At 50.6% G+C, this 20,326-nt stretch carries 15 protein-coding genes; 3 read left to right on the top strand and 12 right to left on the bottom strand.

Annotation, left to right across the window (positions count from 1 at the left end; genetic code table 11):
- Positions 1-3 precede the first annotated feature (3 nt).
- The 6 genes from WH37_RS20050 to WH37_RS20025 form a co-directional block, all read right to left on the bottom strand.
- Positions 4-1,977 (bottom strand): alginate lyase family protein, encoded by a 1,974-nt coding sequence (locus tag WH37_RS20050; RefSeq protein WP_052737097.1) that lies wholly within the window; start codon positions 1,975-1,977, stop codon positions 4-6.
- Positions 1,978-2,261: 284 nt separating this feature from the next.
- On the bottom strand, positions 2,262-3,677 hold the full coding sequence (locus tag WH37_RS20045; RefSeq protein ID WP_046232394.1) for an ABC transporter substrate-binding protein: 1,416 nt from the start codon (positions 3,675-3,677) through the stop codon (positions 2,262-2,264).
- Between the two features lie 140 nt (positions 3,678-3,817).
- A complete protein-coding gene (locus WH37_RS20040) occupies positions 3,818-5,443 on the bottom strand; it encodes a helix-turn-helix domain-containing protein (protein WP_046232393.1) in 1,626 nt (541 codons plus the stop codon).
- A complete protein-coding gene (locus WH37_RS20035) occupies positions 5,440-7,212 on the bottom strand; it encodes a sensor histidine kinase (RefSeq protein ID WP_046232392.1) in 1,773 nt (590 codons plus the stop codon). Before WH37_RS20035 ends, WH37_RS20040 begins: the two co-directional genes overlap by 4 nt.
- Before the next feature lie 32 nt (positions 7,213-7,244).
- On the bottom strand, positions 7,245-8,081 hold the full coding sequence (locus tag WH37_RS20030; protein ID WP_046232391.1) for a carbohydrate ABC transporter permease: 837 nt from the start codon (positions 8,079-8,081) through the stop codon (positions 7,245-7,247).
- A gap of 15 nt (positions 8,082-8,096) precedes the next feature.
- Entirely contained in the window at positions 8,097-8,987 is an 891-nt protein-coding gene (locus WH37_RS20025; RefSeq protein ID WP_046232390.1) for a carbohydrate ABC transporter permease, read from the bottom strand.
- Between the two features lie 267 nt (positions 8,988-9,254).
- Between WH37_RS20025 and WH37_RS20020 the strand changes: the two genes are divergently transcribed.
- The 3 genes from WH37_RS20020 to WH37_RS20010 all read left to right on the top strand — a co-directional run bounded on the left by WH37_RS20020 (position 9,255) and on the right by WH37_RS20010 (position 12,762).
- Positions 9,255-10,718 carry a DHA2 family efflux MFS transporter permease subunit gene (locus WH37_RS20020; RefSeq protein ID WP_046232389.1) on the top strand — a complete coding sequence of 488 codons (1,464 nt, stop codon included), beginning with the start codon at positions 9,255-9,257 and terminating at the stop codon, positions 10,716-10,718.
- A 173-nt stretch (positions 10,719-10,891) separates the two neighbouring features.
- Entirely contained in the window at positions 10,892-11,512 is a 621-nt protein-coding gene (locus tag WH37_RS33820) for a TetR/AcrR family transcriptional regulator (RefSeq protein WP_052737096.1), read from the top strand.
- Between the two features lie 395 nt (positions 11,513-11,907).
- Positions 11,908-12,762 (top strand): alpha/beta fold hydrolase, encoded by an 855-nt coding sequence (locus tag WH37_RS20010; RefSeq protein ID WP_046232388.1) that lies wholly within the window; start codon positions 11,908-11,910, stop codon positions 12,760-12,762.
- 67 nt (positions 12,763-12,829) lie between these two features.
- On the opposite strand, the gene WH37_RS20005 is transcribed toward WH37_RS20010, so the two are convergent.
- Genes WH37_RS20005 through WH37_RS19980 form a run of 6 tightly spaced genes read right to left on the bottom strand, consistent with a single transcriptional unit; the run spans position 12,830 to position 20,312 of the window.
- Positions 12,830-13,600, bottom strand: a complete 771-nt coding sequence (locus tag WH37_RS20005; protein WP_046232387.1) for a response regulator transcription factor — start codon at positions 13,598-13,600, stop codon at positions 12,830-12,832.
- A complete protein-coding gene (locus WH37_RS20000; RefSeq protein ID WP_046232386.1) occupies positions 13,575-15,374 on the bottom strand; it encodes a sensor histidine kinase in 1,800 nt (599 codons plus the stop codon). Before WH37_RS20000 ends, WH37_RS20005 begins: the two co-directional genes overlap by 26 nt.
- A gap of 51 nt (positions 15,375-15,425) precedes the next feature.
- A complete protein-coding gene (locus WH37_RS19995; protein WP_414812033.1) occupies positions 15,426-16,481 on the bottom strand; it encodes an NAD(P)-dependent alcohol dehydrogenase in 1,056 nt (351 codons plus the stop codon).
- Positions 16,482-16,485: 4 nt separating this feature from the next.
- Positions 16,486-18,087 carry a glycoside hydrolase family 43 protein gene (locus WH37_RS19990; RefSeq protein WP_046232385.1) on the bottom strand — a complete coding sequence of 534 codons (1,602 nt, stop codon included), beginning with the start codon at positions 18,085-18,087 and terminating at the stop codon, positions 16,486-16,488.
- 36 nt (positions 18,088-18,123) lie between these two features.
- Positions 18,124-19,398 carry an ABC transporter substrate-binding protein gene (locus WH37_RS33815; RefSeq protein WP_052737095.1) on the bottom strand — a complete coding sequence of 425 codons (1,275 nt, stop codon included), beginning with the start codon at positions 19,396-19,398 and terminating at the stop codon, positions 18,124-18,126.
- A gap of 56 nt (positions 19,399-19,454) precedes the next feature.
- On the bottom strand, positions 19,455-20,312 hold the full coding sequence (locus WH37_RS19980) for a carbohydrate ABC transporter permease (protein ID WP_177218024.1): 858 nt from the start codon (positions 20,310-20,312) through the stop codon (positions 19,455-19,457).
- Between the last annotated feature and the right edge of the window lie 14 nt (positions 20,313-20,326).

Below are 20,326 nucleotides of genomic sequence, written 5' to 3'. Positions count from 1 at the left end.
GTTTCATTCAGGCATAGCGAACACGGTAAGGTGCCCGTCACGGTTTAAACTCAGAACAGGGCGACCATGCTCGCCTATGCTGACGCTCCATTCCGAGGTCTGCATCTGTTCCGTGCCAAGTGATGGCTTCATCACGGTAATAAACCATGCACCATCATTTTCTGTTGTCAGTAAGCCCTGAAGCACCTTCAGCGGCTGCATCTTCATTTGGTGCACCGATTCCCAGCTGTCCTCCACATCAAACTCCAGCTCCGGTGGGCCAAATACGAGCAGCTCGCAAGTCAGTGGCGAAGTGGAAGCAGCTTCTACTCCGTTGAACAAGCCGCTGCCTTTAGCATAGTAGCAGGCAGGCTCATCATTGGAGCCCGTTTGATTAGCCGCAACAGCGCTGCCCGCTACCCGTTTTTGCGTCTCCCACTCCAGCAGCCTAGTGTGCAGCCGATGTTGATACGTATGCTCGCCAGCAGAAGTCAGGCGGTCATAAATGACCCATTCCCCACTGTCCAAAAACCATAAAGCGCGCCTGTGCGTTACGCCGCGGGAAGCATAACCGTCATGCTCCGCGCAGATCATTTGCTGATTCGGCTCCCAAGCAATTAGGGAAACGGCAGCCTCCGGCAAGCCCCATCTTTGCGTACGCAAATAAGGCGTCTGATCTTGCCCGTCTACGAGAACGGTGTTGTGGGCGGATGTGCTTTTGAAATAACGGCGCCAAGGATTTTCCATATACGTGTACGTGCCTGGATCGACGAACAGCGCTTCGCCATAGGCGCACCATTCGAAGGACAGCGCATCGGCATGACCATGAGGTCCGCCAAGTGCAGCCGCATCGAAAATGAGCTGCTGCTCCGTATCGCCAAGCCCGTAATAGCCCGCCGCCGGAAAAGCAAACGGCAGCTGCTCCTGTGCATGAGCACCGGGCACTTCTGCTATGCTTGCCGTTGAATCCGACTGCGATGCTGCTGCTGGCGACTTAGCTGCCGCTGCCAGCAGGCGGTCGATGGCCTCAGGTCCGACCGTCCAAAACTGCTCATACAGCTGATCCTCCAGCAGCAGCCCCGGACGATCATAATACAGCGCCGCCGCATTCAAATCAGGCGGCTGGTTCGCGAAGGAATCGGCAAATGGCGCCATGCTGCCGTCCTGCCTGATCATCAGGCTTGCGAAACGCGTCATGCCGGCTACAATGCGCTCGTATTCTCCTGAGAACGCAAGCCCGCGCTTTTTCGCCATAACGGCACAATCGACGAATAGCTCCAGCGATACCATATGGTAGTGCGGCGTAAGCTCCGAATGGACGCCATCTGGCAGCACCTGCACGCGTATGCATTCCTCAAGCCGCTTCATCGCTATGCTGCGCCACTGCGCGCTTTCCTCCCACGTCACAAAGGTCAGCCCCGCGCCCAGCAGCCCGATCATATGCATAATCGAATGATTGATTTCAATACTCGCTTTGTAGGTAGAGAGAAACCAGGCATGCTCTTTCACCGATTGGAGAAACCGTTCCTTCGCCTCGCCATTCCAGCTGTCCGATTCATCGAAAAAATGATACGCATAAATCCATTGGCGCAGCCGGAGCCCTGTTTCGAGCAGCCGCCATGGACCCGGTCTTTGAAAATAGGTCAGTTCCACTGCCGGTACGTCCCGCGGACATGGCTGCGTATCGATCCAGCCTAAAATATGCTCCAGCGCTTTAGCTGCATATTTCTCGTCCCCGGTGCACGCATAGGCGGTGCCTAAGGAGCGAAGATGCTTAAAGCGGTTAATGCCCCATGTAAACTCCTTGTCCCCGGTTGGATTGTAAAGCCAATTGATAGGCTGGCCCAAATTGATTTCAATGCCTTTCCAAATCATAGGCCTATTCTCGCACCAGCGATCCGCCTGGGTAATCGCAGCGGCAGCCTGCTGCGGAAAATACTGCTGAAAGCTTTTTCCCCACTCGCTTCGCTGCTTCGGCCTAAAATACAAATGATCCATTTAAGCACTCGCTCCTCCCTCTGTTCATCCCCATCCACAAGGTGAAACGGCTGTCGCCGTCCTTTGGCGGCGCGGCGCGTTTCATTCCGAGAAATATAGAGAAAGGATGGAAAAATCATATTCTTTCCTATATTTCAAGGTGAAACGGCTGTCGCCGTCCTCTGGCGGCGCGGCGCGTTTCATTCCGAGAAATATAGAGAAAGGATGGAAAAATCATATTCTTTCCTATATTTTAAAAGCAGAGGCTGCCCGCAGGCAGCCCCTCTTTTCCTTCAGCTATACGGCTACTGGCCGAGCGAGCCTTGCAGGCTCTTGGCGCTGAACGACGGATTAGCCTGAATATTTGTCAGCCCTTCCGTACGAGCCGCTGCTAGCGCTTTGTTGTATCTCGTATTCAAATCTTTAATCGCTGCTTCCAAGTCTTGATTGCTGGTCAAAATGTATTCAATAAATACGTCGCTTGCTTTTTTGCCTTCCAGCTTCGTTTCTGTAACTGAAATCGGAGTTGCTGGATAGATGCCGTCATATTTCGTTGGAAGGAAGCCTTCGATGCCTTTCAGTTCAGGCTTGCCTGCCGCCTCATTTACATAAGGCAGAACGGAAAGTCCAAGACCCTTCTCTTGATATTCCGTACGAAGCTCCGTGTTGTACAAGTATTCTAAAAACTTCACAGCTGCTGCTTGCTTGTCGGATTGTGCATTGATTCCGATATAACCGCCTGCATTAACCCAAGTTACGCCGTTGATTTGGCCATCCTTCGTCGGCACAAGCGTCGATGCCCAGTTGATGTCCGTCGGGAATTGCGAAGTGTAGACTGCCGGCTCACTGGAGTGGTTCACATACATCGCGATTTTGCCTTGTGCAAACTGTGCGCGAAGCGGATCAATATCCAGTGATTCAGCGCCTGGAATCATGCTGCCATCCGTTTTCATTTGGTGAAGCGCCTCTGCAATATCACGGTACATGCCGAAATCAAATTCTCCGGTTTGGTAGTTAAAGCCCTCGTGGCTTGTTTCCGAGCTGAGCGAGCCCGATGCAAATGCCGGACGCGTAAAGCCGGAGCCATTTTTGAAATTGCTGGCGAAGCCGTAAATGCCTTCAGCCTTGCCTTGCTCGGTCACTTTTTTCGCGATCTCTACCATTTCGTCAAGCGTCTTTGGTGGCTCCATGTAGCCCGCCTTCTCCAGCAGGTCTACATTGTACAGCAGACGCCAGAACTGGCCTGTATTTGGAAGCGTATACACATGCCCGTCTTTTGTATATACATCCTCTACCAGCAAACCATCGAATTTCGCCAGAAACTCTTTGCTGAGCAGCGTATCGAGTGGGGCAAAGTAGCCTTTATTTACATAAGTCTGGAAGTCGCCGCTGCGGAAAATGTCAGGAGCCTGGTTGCTTGCAAACGCAACCTCTACCGCCTGATTGTAGTTATCCGCCATAACCTTCATTTCCACTTCGATGTTATCTGTATTCGTTGCGTTATATTTGTCCACCTGCTCCTGCATATAATCCATGTCATGACGATCTATCGTCCAATAGGAAATTTTCGTCTTTGCTGCGCTGCTTGCACCGTTTGTGCCTGCGCTTGCTTCTGGTGCGGCATTCGTTCCGTTACCCGTTGAGCATGCCCCTAGCATCAAAGCCATTACCAGCAAGCTGCAAAGCAAAAACGAGCGTTTCGTTGCGAATCTTTTTTTCATCTGTCGTACCTCCCCTTTGTTTGGCAAGCGGCGTTATAGCGGCGTCTACCGCCCAGCTCCTCCTGCTGACCCCATTGTAGCACCGTTGCACGCTTGCCCATGAAGGACAAAAACACGATTCTGGGAGGGCAAAATCACTATCATTCCGCTTCCGTTGTCCGGCTTTCGTATTTGCTGCGAAATTCCGTAGGCGTCAGCCCGGTATGCTTTTTGAACAGCTCGGTGAAATAAGGACGGTCCCGATAACCAAGCTCATACGTAATATCCTGCACCTGCATCCCTTCCAGCAGCAGTCCCTTCGCCTTGTCCATCCGTGCGGAGGTGACGTATTGCATAAACGTCATGCCTGTCTCTTTTTTAAACAAATTGGAAAAATAGCTCGGGCTCAAATGCACAACATTCGCACATTCCTGTACCGTCAAATCGGTGCCGAGCCGTCCGCCCACATAATTCATAGCCTGATGGATGAGCTGGCCGACATTATTTTTCTGGCGCTTCTGGAGCCAATCACAGCCGGTCAGTCCCAGCTCCTTCACGTCATTAATCAGCTCGGAGGTGGATAAATACCGGCCTTTCTTAATGATGCTCAGCCGTTCATCGAGCCACATGAGCTGCTTGCTGTCTGCCTTCTCGGCAATGACGCGGTAGATGGAGAAGGCTAGTCCATAAAATAAATTCGTCATCACATCAGGATCAGGCGGCGTCGGATAACGAAGGCATTCCTCAGAAATGCTCACCAGCAGCTTTTCTGTCCCTTCCCGGTTGCCTGAGCGCAAGCAATAGAGCAGCTCCACTTCCTTATCTGCGGAATAATGCGGTGAAATATGGTTTTGCCGTTCAATATCGCTATACGAAATGACGCAGCCGCTGCCGGAATAAAACTGGTAGCTGAGCGCTGTTTTCGCCTGATTATAGGAAAGCGCGATTTCGTCGATTCCTTCCACGCAGCTTCCGACGCCGATGGAAATGTCCCGCTTCGCGTAGCGATTCACATTATCCCGGCACGCCTCTGCCAGCGCCAGCATCTCTTCCTCCTCATTCGGATTGAGCAAAATGACAAATTGGTCCAGATGCTCTCGAAATACGACACCCTTTGCCTGCTTTTTAATCGTTTCCTCCATAATGTTTTGCACGGCGAAGCGGGTTAGCTCCACTTCCCGTACGGACAGGGAATGCTCATCCATTAGGCCCTCAATCAGCACGGACATCGCAACGAAACGGCGGGTATCCATATCGATGCTGAGAAACTCCCATTTGTCATAAGCCCGCTCGGGCAGCTCATCATGCCGGATCAGCAGCCGAAAATACTCTTGACGCAAATAAGGCAGACTTTCCCTCACTTTGCGCTCCAGCGTCAACCGGTCCAGCTGCTCCAGCCGCTGCGTTTCAATCTGCGCTTTAGCGCGCAGCACAACCTCTACAATTTGCTGCGTCGTAAACGGCTTAACCAAATAATCGAATGCCCCAAGCCTGACGGATTCCTGGGCATAGGTAAAATCGGTAAAGCCGCTGAAAAAAATAACCTTCGCCTCCGGCTCACCGCTCTCCTTCAGCTCACGAACCATATCAATGCCGCTGCGCATCGGCATCCGAATGTCAGTCAGCACAATATGCGGATGCTTCTCTTTAATGAGCTGCAAGCCATCATTGCCATTAGCGGCGGTTCCCACAATTTTGATTCCATGCTCTCCCCAGGGAATTTTGGACACTATGCCATCGATAACCGTCTTTACATCGTCTATAATGCACATCGTAATTTCGCTCATTCGTTTATCACCTCTTGAATAGGAATGATTAGCTTAACGGAGGTCTGCACGCCCGGCTCGCTTTCAAGCTCCATGGAAGCCTTGTATCCATAATACAGAGACAGCCTTGTTCGTACGTTCGCCAGCGCGTAGCTCGTCCGTTCCACCTCTGGACCGCTCAGCATTTTTTCCACTCGCTCGGCATCCATGCCAATACCATTGTCAGAAACGGTTAGCATCAGCAAGCCCATGGCAGCATCGGCTTCCACCTCAATGCGGATAACCCCCTCATGGGGCAGCTCCTGAAAGCCGTGCAATATCGAGTTTTCCACGAGCGGCTGCAGCAAAATTTTGAGCACGGGAGTATCCAGCAGCTTCTCATCGACCGTCTGTATGCTGTAACGGAATAAATCCGGATAGCACATTTCCTGCAAATTCAAATATTGCGCCACATGCTCCAGCTCCTGCCGCAGCGTCGTAATTTCCCGGCCATTGTTAAGGCCAAGCCGGAACAATAGGGAAAGCGACACAATCATGCCGCTGACCGCCTGCTGCTCCTCCATCTCGCTTTTCCAATAAATCGTATTTAACGTATTGTACAAAAAATGGGGATCAATCTGCGCCTGCAGCGCTTTGATTTCTGATTTACGCTTGTCCTGCTCGGATGCTTTAACCTCCTCGATTAATTCGCCGATTTGCTCCAGCATCCGGTTAAACTTGTAGCCAACCTGGCTGATTTCATCCTCAAATACGCTCTCGAACCTGACGTCCAGCTTATTCCGCTCGACCTTCACCATTAGATTACGCAGCTTGAATAGCGGCTGAAGCAGCAGCTCCGACAGCATGCTGGACATAACCAGTGCCAGTACAACGCAGCCGCCCATAATCGTAAGAATCGTCCAGCGCATGCGCTGAACAGGCTCCAGCAGCTCCGACTTGGATTGATACCCAATCAATACCCAATCTGGATTCATCCCAAGCGCCGCGTAATTAAGCAGATAAGCGTCTCCACTCTCGGTTGTAAATTCGAAGTTTCCTCTCGTGCTAGACCCGACACGCTCATAAATTTGCTGATTGCTTTGCGGCATGCCTCCTGTGGAAGCAAAAACGTTCTTTCCAGTGCGGTCAATGACAAGCTGACTGAGGCTGGCGCTCTGCATATCCGCCTGAATTAAATCCAGCAGGTGATCCTCACGGATGTTGACAACGACATACACACCCGGCAGCTGGATATCAAAAAACGGTTTAATAATTAATGTAATAACGGAGCTTCTCCGGCTGAACAGCTCATCGGCATGCCCAGGCACCCACAGCTTGCTCCATCTTTCCTGCGTATCCGTTATTTTCTGATTAATAATCGTGCTCTCAAAATTGCTGTTCAAGCTGCGCCGATTTCCCGTCGGATAAAAATCGCCGATCGGCGTATGCACCAGCACGGAGTCAATCGACTGCTCGGCCAGCATCAACTGGACAAACGGCGTCTGCAGCCCAGAGAGCCGATTATAATATTCCTTTTTGCTGCTCGACTGCACATCCTTCAGCGTGCGCTGGAAAGGTTCGCCCATCATGAGGGTGGAGACCAGCACGACGATATTTTTCAAGCGCTCATCCAGCACCCTCGCCGACTTATTGAGCGTATCCTGGCTAGTCTTCGTCGCCTGTGATTCCATTTCACGAGAAAAAAACACGGAAACATAAGTTCCCGTGACAGAAATACAAACGACGGTCAATAAAACGAACGAAACCCACAGCCGTCTTTTAAGCGACATTTTTCGAAATAAACGTTTCATGTTGTTCATCGCCTCAATGCATATGGAGTTTGTTAGCCTTTAACCGAGCCAACCGTAACCTGCATAAACGAACGGTTCGCGAAAATATAAACGATGAGCAGAGGGAAAATGGAAATACATGCGCCAGCGAGCATCAGCTGGTTTTCAACTGCGGCTCCCGCCCCGTAGCGCAAATTCGCGAGTCCCACGGGCAAGGTCTGAAGATCGGGCCGCGAAAGTGAAAAGACGAGCGGCAAAATATATTCATTCCATGCGTTACGGAAGGTAAATAGCGATACGACTGCCAGCGCCGGACGAAGGAGCGGCAATATAATGAGCCAGAAGGTGGAGTAGAAATTACAGCCGTCAATGAGCGCCGCTTCATCCAGCTCCCGCGGAATGCCGCGGAAAAAGCCGATTACCATAAAAAAGGCAGTCGCATGCGCGCTAATTAAAATGATTATGACGCCCCATAATGATTTTTGCAAACCAATGGATACCATTAGATCGAACTGCGGACGCAGCACGACGGCGCCGATGGAAATAAACAACGTAAACGATTGAAGCAAAATAAATAGTTTCTTTCCTCTAAAAGCAACGCGGTCGACCGCATAGGCCGCCATTGAAGAAACGAGCAAGGTACCAACCGTAGCGAACACGGCTACATATAAGCTATTGAAGGTATAAGCGGAGAAATCAGCTTGATTCCACGCCTGCAAATAGTTTTTAAATTGCCATGTGGAAGGGAGAAACGTCGCTCCCGTCGTCAGCTCCAGGTTCGTCTTGAAGGAGCCGAATAGCGCGATTACGATTGGAAAAAGCATCAGTGCTCCCGTAACAAGCAGCAGCAGCCATACTGGCGTACGAAGTAGTATTTTGCGAATGGTCATGATCGTTCCCCCTTTTTAATAAACGTTATTAAGCTTTTTCGACATCCAGAAATACAGCCATGTGACGATACCGACGATAACAGCCGTTGTGAAGCCGACCGCGCTACCGTAGCCGATATTTTGCACGGAGGTGCCTGACGTCGTTAGCGGGAAGAACAGCTTGTACAGGTATAAATACATAACCTCGGTTTTGCCGAAAGGACCGCCCTCCGTCAATACCATAATGCTCTCATAGCCTTTAAGCGAAGTTGTAATCGCCAGCATAATAATCATTTGCAGGACGGGGCCGAGCATTGGAATCGTAATGTACCACATCCGCTGCACCGGGTTTACACCATCCAGCGACGCCGCTTCATACACATCCTCTGGAATGTTCTGAAGACCCGCGATAAATAGCAGCATATAGTTGCCGACTGCTCCCCACACCGCAATAATGACGATCGTCGTCATTGCATGTGCAGCGCCCAGCCAGTCTACTGGAGCGGATACGATATTCAGCTTCATCAAGTACTGATTAATAATGCCGTTGTAGGAGTTGAACACAATATAGAAAACGATGGACATAACAGAGGCGCTGAAAATCGTTGGCAGGAAAAAAATCGCCCGAAACGCATGGCGTCCCCGCAGCTTCCGATTCAATATAACCGCCAATATGAGCGATAGCGGCAGCGTAATTATTAATTTTCCACCCGCATAGATGAAAGTATTCAGAACCGAGTGCCAAAATTCGGCATCCCTTCCCACTCGCGCAAAGTTCTCAAGTCCGATAAACTTCGGCGTCCCAAACCCTTGATATTCGAAAAACATATATCGAAGCGCCCATACAACCGGATAAATGCCGAGCGCCATGGTTAGAAAAAAGCTTGGAAAGCTGAACAAATACGCCCCGATTCGATTTTTATGCATGCCTTCATCTCCCCTTCTTTTGTAGCTTCATTGTATAGGATGCCGACTTCCATACGGGATGGGGCAATCAATGATGCTGGGGGGACGAAACGACTATTGTCGTTGTTGACTTGCGGACAATTGTCCGATAAAATGGTTTTCAGCAGTGCGGACAACTGTCCGCACGTAATGGGCGGCATGCGCTGCCTGAACGGAGGCTGAGTGAACCGATGGGAGCGGGGACATACTGATTTTAAAGAGAGACAGAAGCCTAGAGGAGGAACGATTTTGAACACAGCAAGTCTAGATACAGCACCCAAGGATTTGAGTGGAATAAAAAGAGGACCTATTGTAGCGGCACTTATTATTGGCGCGTTTGTCGCGATACTGAACGAAACACTGCTTAATATTGCGTTCCCCGATTTAATGAAGGAATTTGATATCAGCTACGCAACCATTCAATGGTTGTCGACCGCTTATATGCTCGTAGTCGGCATATTGGTTCCTATTACGGCACTGCTTCAGCAGTGGTTTACGACCCGGCAAATGTTTCTGTCGGCGATGATTTTATTTCTTGTCGGAACCATCGTCTGCGGCACGGCAACCGTCTTTCCTGCGCTGCTTGTAGGCCGAGTTATTCAGGCGCTTGGCACCGGGTTAATGCTTCCGGTCATGATGAATACGATTTTGGTCATCTTCCCGCCGGAAAAGCGTGGCGGCGCTATGGGCATGATCGGCCTCGTTATTATGAGCGCGCCCGCTATCGGCCCGACGCTGTCGGGATTGATTATTGAATCCTTCAACTGGCGCTGGTTGTTTTTCTTAGTTATTCCGCTCGCCATTTTTTCCATTTTGTTTGCGGCGGTTTATTTGAAAAATGTTTCGGATATCACTCGTCCAAAGGTTGACCTGTTATCGATTTTATTGTCATCAATCGGCTTTGGCGGCCTGATTTATGGCTTCAGCAAAGCTGGCGAGGATGGCTGGGACAGTCCAGTCGTCATTTGGTCTATCGTCGTCGGCGCAATCGCCTTGCTGCTGTTTATTGTGAAGCAGCTCATGTCGAGCCAGCCGCTGCTGGATTTGCGCGCCTTTAAATATCCGATGTTCAGCCTTGTCGCCCTGCTGATGCTGGTGATGATGATGACGCTGTTCTCCACGATGATATTGCTGCCGCTTTTCCTGCAAAACGCGCTTGGCAAAACCGCTCTGGCAGCCGGACTTATTTTGCTGCCTGGCGGCATAATCAACGGCTTGATGGCTCCGGTTTCCGGCGTGCTGTTCGACAAGTTTGGGCCAAGGGTGCTCGTCATTCCGGGGCTCGCTATTACGGCGGCATCGGTATGGATGTTTACTGGCATCGACGAGCTGACAAGTATAGGTTATATTATCTTTATCCATATCGTGCTGCTAATCGGCGTTTCTATGGTGATGATGCCGGCGCAGACGACAGCACTCAATCAGCTGCCCCGCCCGCTGTATCCGCATGGCACAGCGATCATGAACACGTTGCAGCAGGTTGCCGGCGCAATCGGCACCGCCTTATTCATCAGCATTATGTCATCCGGCTCAAAAAAATATTTGGAAAGCTCTGCTGATCCGGCCTCCCCGCTTGAGCAGGTCAAAGGCTTCGTATCAGGCATGCACAGCGCGTTCCTGGTTGGACTTATTATTGCCTTTATCGCCCTTGGGCTGGGCTTGTTCATCCGGCGCACCAAAGCACCTGATGTGGAGGAGAAAAGAGCGGCTTAGGGAGTAAAATAAAACCGGGTTTTTCGGTTTTATTTTACGACCAGGGATTAACAAAAAAACGGGCTTTTTCGGTTTTTTGTTAATCCCACGTCGAAGCATAATGCTGAGAAAGTTAGTTTTGTGTTTCGACCTCAGAGCAGCCTCACAGTGAGCTTAAAGGAAGTGAAGGTTAGTTGAATTTTGAAACGGATGTGGTGGGCCGGGATATTATCGAGAAGGCCCGCCAGCTGTTTAACGAGCATGGCGTTGAAGCAGTCAATATGCATCAGATTGCGAAAGGAGCAGGAATCGGACAGGGCACGCTTTATCGGCGTTTTCCGAATAAAGGCACGCTTTGCGTGTGCGTGCTGCACACCCAATTCGAGCAGTTCAAAGCGATTACGACGCAGGAATTAATAGAAAATGCCGCGCAGCCCGTCGTCAGACGCCTCTCGGCCTTTATACGTAGCCTGCTGTTTTTCGCCCTTGAGCTGCGAGAATATATACGTCCTATTCTTTCCGCTATTTGTGCCGACGAGAAGAACATTCAGGGCTGGTTCCAAGCTGAGCCATATGCCTTCATGCATGCGACGGTCAGCAAACTGCTGGAGGAAGCCGCAGCAGCAGGGCAGCTGCGGCCACAAATTTTGCCGACCATCGCCGCCTCCCTGCTGATTTCCTCGTTTTCACCGGAGCTGATGGCTCATTTCAAAGAACAGGGCTACAGCAAGGAATTCATTTCCGAGCAATACAGCGTGACTTTTATTGAGCCTTTGTTTATAGAAGCGCCAAAGGCGGAGAATGACGGGAACTGATAGCCTGATTGCAAAGAAGAGGGTGTCCTATCGGCTTTAATGGCCGTGGACACCCTCTTTCTGTTATATAAGACGGTTTATATGTGCTTATTGTATTTTATGTGCTTGCTCCGTTCGTACCCGCCGAAGCTCTTCTATACAGTTCTAGGCTCGTAGAAGCTGTTGTAAAAGCATGGTTAGCCCTGCCACTGGAATAGTAGATGTAGCACGTTTTTTCGTCAAACCTGTGAATCCGGGCGGCTAGAGCATGAAAAACAGCTGGGCAGGGAATTATTTTTAATAAAAGAGGTGATCTCCTGCGCTGCGAAAAAAAAGCCGTGGGCACGATTACAAATTCAGTATTCCGCTTTATATGGACAGCACATAGTAGCAACAGATTGGAAGGATGGGACGTCATGGATCGCCAAGTGAGCACCATGCAAGTAGGTGAATATGTGCTTGAATACTCCATTGTGGGCGAAGGACCGCCGCTGCTGCTTTTTCATGGCGGGCACTCCAACTGCTATGAAGAGTTCGGCTACCAGAACCTTGTCGCTTCGGGGTATTCCATTATTACCCCCTCCCGATCAGGCTATAGTCAGACCTTCCCTATTCCCGAGCTGCAGCAAGCCTGTGATCTATACTTGGCTCTGCTGGATCACCTGCATATTGCAAAAGTACATGTTATTGCAGCTTCAGCGGGAGGTCCAACAGGTATCCTTTTTTGTGCACAATTTCCTGAACGAGTGGCAAGCCTGACCTTACAATGCGCAATCTCCATGCCCTGGCTCTCTTCAAACGATAAAGCCTATCGCATGGGAAGGCTGATTTTCAAACCCGGGGTGGAAAAAGGAACTTGGCTCATACTAGCTGGGATGAATAACCTTCTGCCGCGACTCATGTTTAGGATGTTGCTTTCTTCCTTTTCTACCCTATCACCAGCTGAGGCGTATGCCAGGCTGGATAATCTTGCTATTGAATTATTTCGCGAAATGAACAACAGACAGCGTTCACATAAAGGCTTTCTTATTGATCTCGAGCAAACCCAGAAAGATTATACGAGAGAGTTATGTTCCATCAAAGCTCCTACGCTAATTATGCACAGCAAAAATGATCGTTCCGTTGCTCCCAGCCATGCTGAGTATGCCAAAGCCCATATTGTGCATTCGGAAGCCTTTATTCTGGATTCATGGGGCCACCTGATATGGATAGGCAAGCACGCTGCCGAATTTGATCGTAAGCAGATTGCCTTTTTAGCTGAAAATCAATAGCAGCCCTCTTCCTCCTTAAGACAGGTGGATTAAGACGGAAGAGGGCTGTTCGGGCAGCTTTTAGAAGCTAAGACAGCGACCCTTGGCTCCCGTGGGCTGCCATCATCTTAAGCTGCTCCCGGTACTGCTTTGGCGTAATGCCTTCATATTTTTTGAAAATCCGGATGAAATAGCTCGCCGTCTGCAGGCCGATTTGCTCAGAAATACCGTCCAAGCTAAGCGGAGAATGATAGAGCAGCTCCTTAGCCCGTTTCATTCGAAGCCGGATGACATAATCGCTGAAGCTTACGCCCGTCTCCTCTTTGAACAACACGCTGAAATAGCTTGGATTCAGATGGACATGCTGGGCGACCTCCTTGATCGACAAAGGCATGCCGATACTTTCATGGATATACTTAACGGCACTAAGAATATAAGCATTGGTGGAAGGCACGCCATAGGAAAGCCCGTTTGCCGCTTCCTCCGACTTGGACTGAATAACTTTTCCGACCGCCCGAATCAGCTGCTCCTGCCGAATCGGCTTCAGCAAATAATCGACGGCACCAAGCTTCAGCCCTTTCTGGGCATACTCAAATTCCGCAAAGCCGGTGAGTAAAATCGTGTTTATGCCATTCTGCTCGCCGCGCAGCGTCTCAAGCAGCTCGATGCCCGTCATGAGCGGCATCCGGATATCGGTAATGAGCAGATCATATGGCTTCTCCCGAAGCAGCCGAATAGCCTGCTTTCCATTGTCAGCCATATCGATCTGCACCTTGTCCTCCCCCCACTGCTCCAGGGTGAATGCCACCCCCATGCGCGAGTTGTACTCATCATCAACGACCAGTATGCTGTGATTCATCGTCAGAAGCTCCCTTCTCCGGCTCGGGCTTTAGCGGAATTTTCAATACAATCGTCGTTCCGGCGCCCGGCGCGCTGTCAATGGTTAGGCCGTATTGCTTCCCGTAGTGAAGCTGGATCAGCTTGCACACATTGAACAGGCCGATCCCGTTTTTGCCCGTTACAAAAGCAATGCTCAAATCATTCTGTAAGCGTTCTCTTATTTGATGCAGCTGATCTGGCTCTATGCCAATGCCGTTATCGTGCACCGTAAAGGAAATGACTCCTGCTTCCTCCCTTACGCGCAGCTTGATGGTGCCGCCATGCTCCATAGGCTCTATGCCATGCACAATGGCATTTTCAACCAGCGGCTGAATCGAGAGCTTGGGAATTCGCACGCCGCCAAGCCGCTGCTCGCAGTCTATTTCAATGGCGAGCCTGTCGCGCCAGCGCATTTTCATAATATCGCCATACCGCTTGACCTGCTCCAGCTCCTCATCGATCGTGACAAATCCGTCCTGGGTGCTTGAATGAATCGTATACCGGAACAGGTCGGCAAGCTGAATGACGGTCTGCGCCAGCTCCTGCTCTCCTTTGCGGATATGATCCCAGTAGAGCGAATCGAGTGTGTTGAATAAAAAATGCGGATTGATTTGTGAATGAAGCGCTTTAATTTCGCTTTTGCTCTTCACAATTTCAATCTCGTACACCGATTTAATCAAATAATTAATTTGCTTAACCATCTGGTTATACGTCAAATTCAGCTGATTAACCTCGCGGTTGAAATACTGATCGGGGTTTTCCCGCGGACTGCCGTGCTTGCCGCCCTGAATAATGCGCGTCAGGCTTCTGATTGGCGATGTAATAAACTTGGATAAATAATAAGACAGCAGGCCAAATACGAAAATGCTTAGCACGCTCGCCCAAAGCAGCACATCGCGCAAAAAGTAAATATCAGCGGTCAGCGTTTGCTTGGGAATCATAATTTGCAGCTTCCAGCCTGTCGATCGGATGGCCCGCTCTACCGTTACATAATCGCCGCTCTCTCCTTCAACCGCGCCGACAGACAGGAGCAGTCCGCTGTCTTCCCCCACGTTCATGCTGTTATTGTTCTCATCAAGAAGCCGCATCACACGGCCTTTGTCCTTCGCCTTGTCCGTAGTGGCCAGCTCGATAATCGAAGGCTTAAGCCGGATGAGCAAATAGCCGCCCTTCGCATATTTCTCCTTCTCCAGCTTTACCTGCCTGACGGCCAGCAAATATTCCGGATTGTCTGGATCGCGTCCGATCCATATAATCGCTCCGGCCTGATGAATTTCATCCGTCTGCTGCAAATAACGCTCCTCTATCCGCTCTCCAATACTCTTCTCCACGATGGGGTAGAGGCTTCGAGACAAGCTATAAAGCTCAATATCCTTTATCGTATCTGAGTAAGCCGTCTTCTCAATGAGCAGCTTCCTCAGCTTCATTCGTTCGTCATAGACCGCCCAATGCCCCTGCTTCTCCAAGCCGAGTGCTTCTTGTATCCGGTCATCCATTGCCAGCTGCAGCGTTAGAACGTTAACCTCGTTAAGCTGCGATTCCAGCCTCCCGCTTGCTTGCAGCGCAATCTCGTCAATATACAGTGCCGCATTTTCCCGCTGCACCTTGGACAGCAGCACATAGAGGCTGCTTACCGTAATCAGCAGGACAAGCGACATGGTCAAAATAAAGCCAACAAAAATTTGACCTCTCGTCTGATCCAGTCCCATTTTTTTGAAATATCCCACTTCTTCTTCCTCCAGTAAAACTTGCACAAAACCTACCCTCTCGTCGTTCATGAAAGGATAGGCTTTGTCCGCATACGGTTATTTATTAGGGTAGATCATTATTTTTATACTAGTGTCCTTCTGCGTGCGGGCCATTTCAACCGCTTCCTTCGTATCCCGCAGCGCATATTTATGGGTAATGACCTTCTCGATGTCAACGCTGGACTGGCTGAGTGCTTGAATGGCGCCCGGGTAGGTGTTGGCATAACGGAACAATCCGAGCACATCCACCTCTGCATCGATGATCGCGTTCACATCAACCGGAATTTCAGAGGCCGCCGGCATCCCGACAAGCACGATGCGTCCGCCGCGCTTGACGGTACGTACCGCATCGGCGATAGCCCGCCCGTTTCCAGATGTCTCGACGATAACGGTAACGCCTTTTCCGCTGGTCAATTCGGCAATGCGCGCCTGCACATCCTCCTTCATCGGATCGATAACCGCCGTAACGCCCATTTCCTTCGCCAGCTCCTGGCGGAACGGCACAACGTCCGTCGCATAAATTTCACTAACGCCAAACACCTTTGCTGCCTGAATCGCAAGCAGGCCGATCGGGCCAAGACCCGTTACGAGCAAACGGTCTGCCGGAGTAACCTTTGCGCGATTCATCGCGTGAAGGCCTACGGACAATGGCTCCAGAAGCGCCCCCTGCTCAAAGCTGATTTCATCTGGCAGCTTGAATAAGAAATCGCTGCGTACCGCTACATACTCGGCCCATGCGCCGTCAACTGGCGGCGTTGCCATAAAAACAACGTCCGGGCACAAATTATAACGGCCCGATTTGCAATATTCACAGCGGCCGCATGCTACGCCCGGCTCTACGGCTACCCGGTCGCCAATCGCGACATTGGATACGCCCGCGCCGACAGCAACTACCTCGCCAGCCAGCTCGTGGCCAAGAATAATCGGCTTTTCCACGACATACCGGCCAATTCTTCCGTGCTCATAATAATGAACGTCCGAGCCGCATACGCCAATACAGTATACTTTGACGAGCGCCTCATCGTCTTTCGGCGTCGGAACGGGTACTTTTTGAATCTCGATATCCAGCGGTTTGTTCATTACGGCCGCATCCATTACGTTCATGCTCATCATCAGCTCACCTTTCAGAATACTTGAAATAATCAAAGTCCGCATACTTGCCTCGTCCGCTTAAATCCTGTACGCAAATGCCGATAAATGCCCCGGTGAAGCCTTGATCCAGCGCAATGCCATCCTTCACCAGCTCGGCGTTCTCATCCGATATTTTGCTGGCGTCCAGCACAGGGCCAATCGGCTGCCAAGCCGCTCCATCCACCGAATAGTGGAATTGCAGCGCCTCATGGCGGATTTCCGCCTTCAAATAGCAGCGCTCTACCCCATCAATCGATACGGGCTGCTCAAGCGGCTCATCATATACAGCGCGGTCGCTCGACATAATGCCGAGGCATTTGCCCAACTGCTCATCATGACTGATCCATAAGTAATAATAATTCTTTGTATTGTAATAGTATACAAGCCCAGCAAGCTGCTGATAAGTGTCTGGTTCAAATTCTACCACCGTTTCAGCATCCACTGTGAACGACTGCTGGCGGCGTGCAATCAGGCTCTGCCGGTGAGAGGAATACAGCGACTCTCTTCCCTTCAGCCTCATATGGCCGGGACGCTCCTTCAGCGTTGCCCATTGATCGGCCCGTGGCTCGCGCAGCGTATGAAGATGAATGCTGATCGCATCCCCGTCAAAATGCTCGACTTCCGGCTCCGCCTCAAAACGATGCTCCGGCAGCGCAGGCGCGCTCACTTGAACTTCCGGCGAGTGGCTCCCGCCGATTAGCCGCAGCCAGCCGTCCTCCGTCCAAACGCACCGCTGAATGGCGGTTTCCCGTCCAAGCGTGCAGCTTCCCGAAGGGCTGAGCGGCCGCGCGCACAGATGGACAATGTATAACTGTCCATCCTGCGTCTCCACCAGGCTGGCATGGCCCGCCTTTTGCAGCGCTAGCTCTGGGTGGTCCGCCGACGTAAGGAGCGGGCCCGCCGGATCGGCCTCATAGGTGCCGAGCAGCGTCCGTGAGCGGGCCACCGTAGCCGCATGACCAAAACGCGTGCCGCCCTCGGCAGTGATCAAATAATAATAGCCGTCATGACGGTAAATATGAGGACCTTCCGTCAAACCAAGCGGCGTGCCGTCGAATATCGTTTGAATCGGTCCCGTTAGCGCCTTTAGCTCCTCAGAATACTGCTGAATGACGATGCCGCCGAACGGATTTTTCCCTTTCCGGTGATCCCATGTTAAATTGACCAGCCATTTGGTGCCATCCTCATCATGGAACAGGGAAGGGTCAAAGCCGCTGCTGTTCAAATAAATCGGCTCTGACCACGGCCCCATAATATCAGTTGCCGTAACGACATAGTTATGCGTGTCCTTGAATGGGCCCATATGGCTTTTCACATCGGTAAACACCAGATAGAAGGTGCCGTTATCGTAGCTCAGGCACGGCGCCCATACTCCGCCGGAGTCGGGATTGCCGATCATATCAAGCTGGCTGGCCCGGGCAAGCGGATGCGTAAGCACCCGCCAGTTTTTCAAATCGCGAGAATGATGAATTTGGATACCGGGAAACCATTCGAAAGTCGAGGTCGCAATATAATAATCGTCTCCGACACGAATAATCGAAGGATCGGGGTTAAACCCCCGCAATATCGGATTGTTAATTACGTTAATCGTAAACGCCTCCTGTCTCGTATGCTCTTGCTGCTGTTACTTAATTTTCGCCAGCTCGTCTTTAACACTGCTTGAATTTTGGCCAACAATCGCACCGACCGAGTTCAGGAACTGCTCGGCACGCTTCGCGTCAAGCGCTTGGTCGTAGTAGCTGAAGAAGCCTTCCAAGCTGCTGCTGATAGAGCTGTCGTATGCAAACGCGAGCGGATTCATCTTCGCCTCGTCTAGTCCTGGGTTTTTCATCGGGCTGATGTTCGCGCCTTCGTTAATTTCCTTCCGTTGCAGGGAGTCAGTTAGGAAACGGATCGCTTCATAAGCAGCTTCTTGATTCGTCTTGGAAGAAATCGCCATGCCTGCGCCGAAGCCGCCTTGGTAAATGTTAATGCCGCCTTGGCCGCCATCTACTGTCGGGAATGGTACGAAGCCTACTTTATCGGCAAAATCACCATCCAGGAAGGAGTTCATTGCCCATTCACCCTGCAGATACATCGCAGCTTTGCCGTTCGTAAACAGCGATTCCGCAGCTGCATAATCAAGACCAAGGAAACCATTGATGAAGCCTTTATGATCGACGGCAAGCTCACGCAGCATTTCGCCCGCTTTCACAAAGCTGTTTTGTGTAAAATCGGCTTCGCCTTTTTTCGCTTTCTCGAACGGCTCCATGCCGCCGATACGCTGTGCCAGATAAGAGAACCAGTGCAGAACCGGCCAACGATCTTTGCCTGCAACTGTAATTGGAACGATATTTTTAGCATTCAGTTGATCCACAACACTTAGCAGTTCCGCGTAGGTTGTCGGAGGAGTCAGACCATTTTCATCAAAAATTTGTTTGTTGTACCATAGGGATACTCCGCTGAACAGAACGGGAATACCGTAGTTTTTGCCGTCGTAAGAGAACGTTTCCAATCCGCCGTTAAGCACATCGTTTTTGAACGCTTCATCCTTGCTAAGCGGCTCGGTAATATCGCCCAGCATGCTGTTGGATACAAGCGTGTCGAAGGTTTCACCGCTCCAGTACGTAATAATATCCGGTACTTGGTTGCCTGTAATCGCTACTTTCATTTTTGTTTTCAAAGCTTCGTCTTCAAAAAACTCGGCCGTAAGCTCCACATTCGGATGCTCGTCGTTGAATTGCTTGATCGACTTTTCAATAATATCCTTGTTTCTCGTTTCCATGCTCCACATGGTCAGCTTCGTTACATCGCCCGATGATGCCTCCGTCGATCCGCCTTCCGCCTTGTTTCCGGCGTTTGAGCAGCCTGCCATTACTACCATCATCATTGCCAACAATAAGATAAGACCCTTTTTCATGTTTGTTTCCCCCTTGGATAGTGTCGAATGCCGCAGCTCATAAATAGATGTTTCTATTAGCCTTTAACCGCGCCCGCTACAACCCCCTTTTGAATATACTTTTGCAGAAACATGTATAAAATAATGATAGGAGCTGTCGTGATGACCAATGCCGCGCTAATCAGCGAATAATCGGCACTGAAGTTGCCTTTGAACATCATGAGGCCGAGCGGCAGCGTTTTGAGTGATTCTTTGGATACCATGACTAGCGGAAAGACGAAATCATTCATAATGTTGAAAAAGGAAAGAATCGTAATCGTCGCCAGCACAGGCTTCGCAATCGGAAAATACACTTTGAAAAACGTCTGATAAATCGAGCAGCCATCAATCATGGCCGCCTCCTCCAGCTCCTTCGGCACGCCCTGAAAGAAGCCATGGGCAATAAAGACAGCGACCGGCAGGTTAAAGGCGATATACGGGAAAAACAAAGCCCAGAACGAATCATACACGCCAAGCTTGTTCGCCATCGTAAACAACGGAATCAAGGTGCTGTGGATTGGGATAAGCATGCCGAGAAAAAATGCTCCCAGCAGCAGCTTCGAGCCTTTAAACGGCCGAATCGATAAATAAAAGCCAATCAGTGTCGATACGATCAGCAGCCCGACAACCGAGAAAAAGGTAATGTACAGGCTGTTGAACAAATAGCCGTTGATGCCTTGGTTCCAGGCCTGCACAAAATTATCAAAATGCCACGATTCCGGCAACCCCCAAGGGTTCGCGAAATACTCCTTGTTGGTTTTAAATGACGAAATGACCATCCATACGAACGGATATCCTGTAAATACGAGATGCACCAGTAGCAGCACATACAGCAGCAATCGGGAAAAACCTTTGCCGCGCGTCCCCGCCGGCTGCATCGTTTGAGTCGCGCTCACCTTCATCTCTCCTT

Source organism: Paenibacillus algorifonticola, from assembly GCF_000971975.1.
GTDB classification, from domain to species: domain Bacteria; phylum Bacillota; class Bacilli; order Paenibacillales; family Paenibacillaceae; genus Pristimantibacillus; species Pristimantibacillus algorifonticola.
This window is presented reverse-complemented; position numbering and strand designations above follow the sequence as displayed.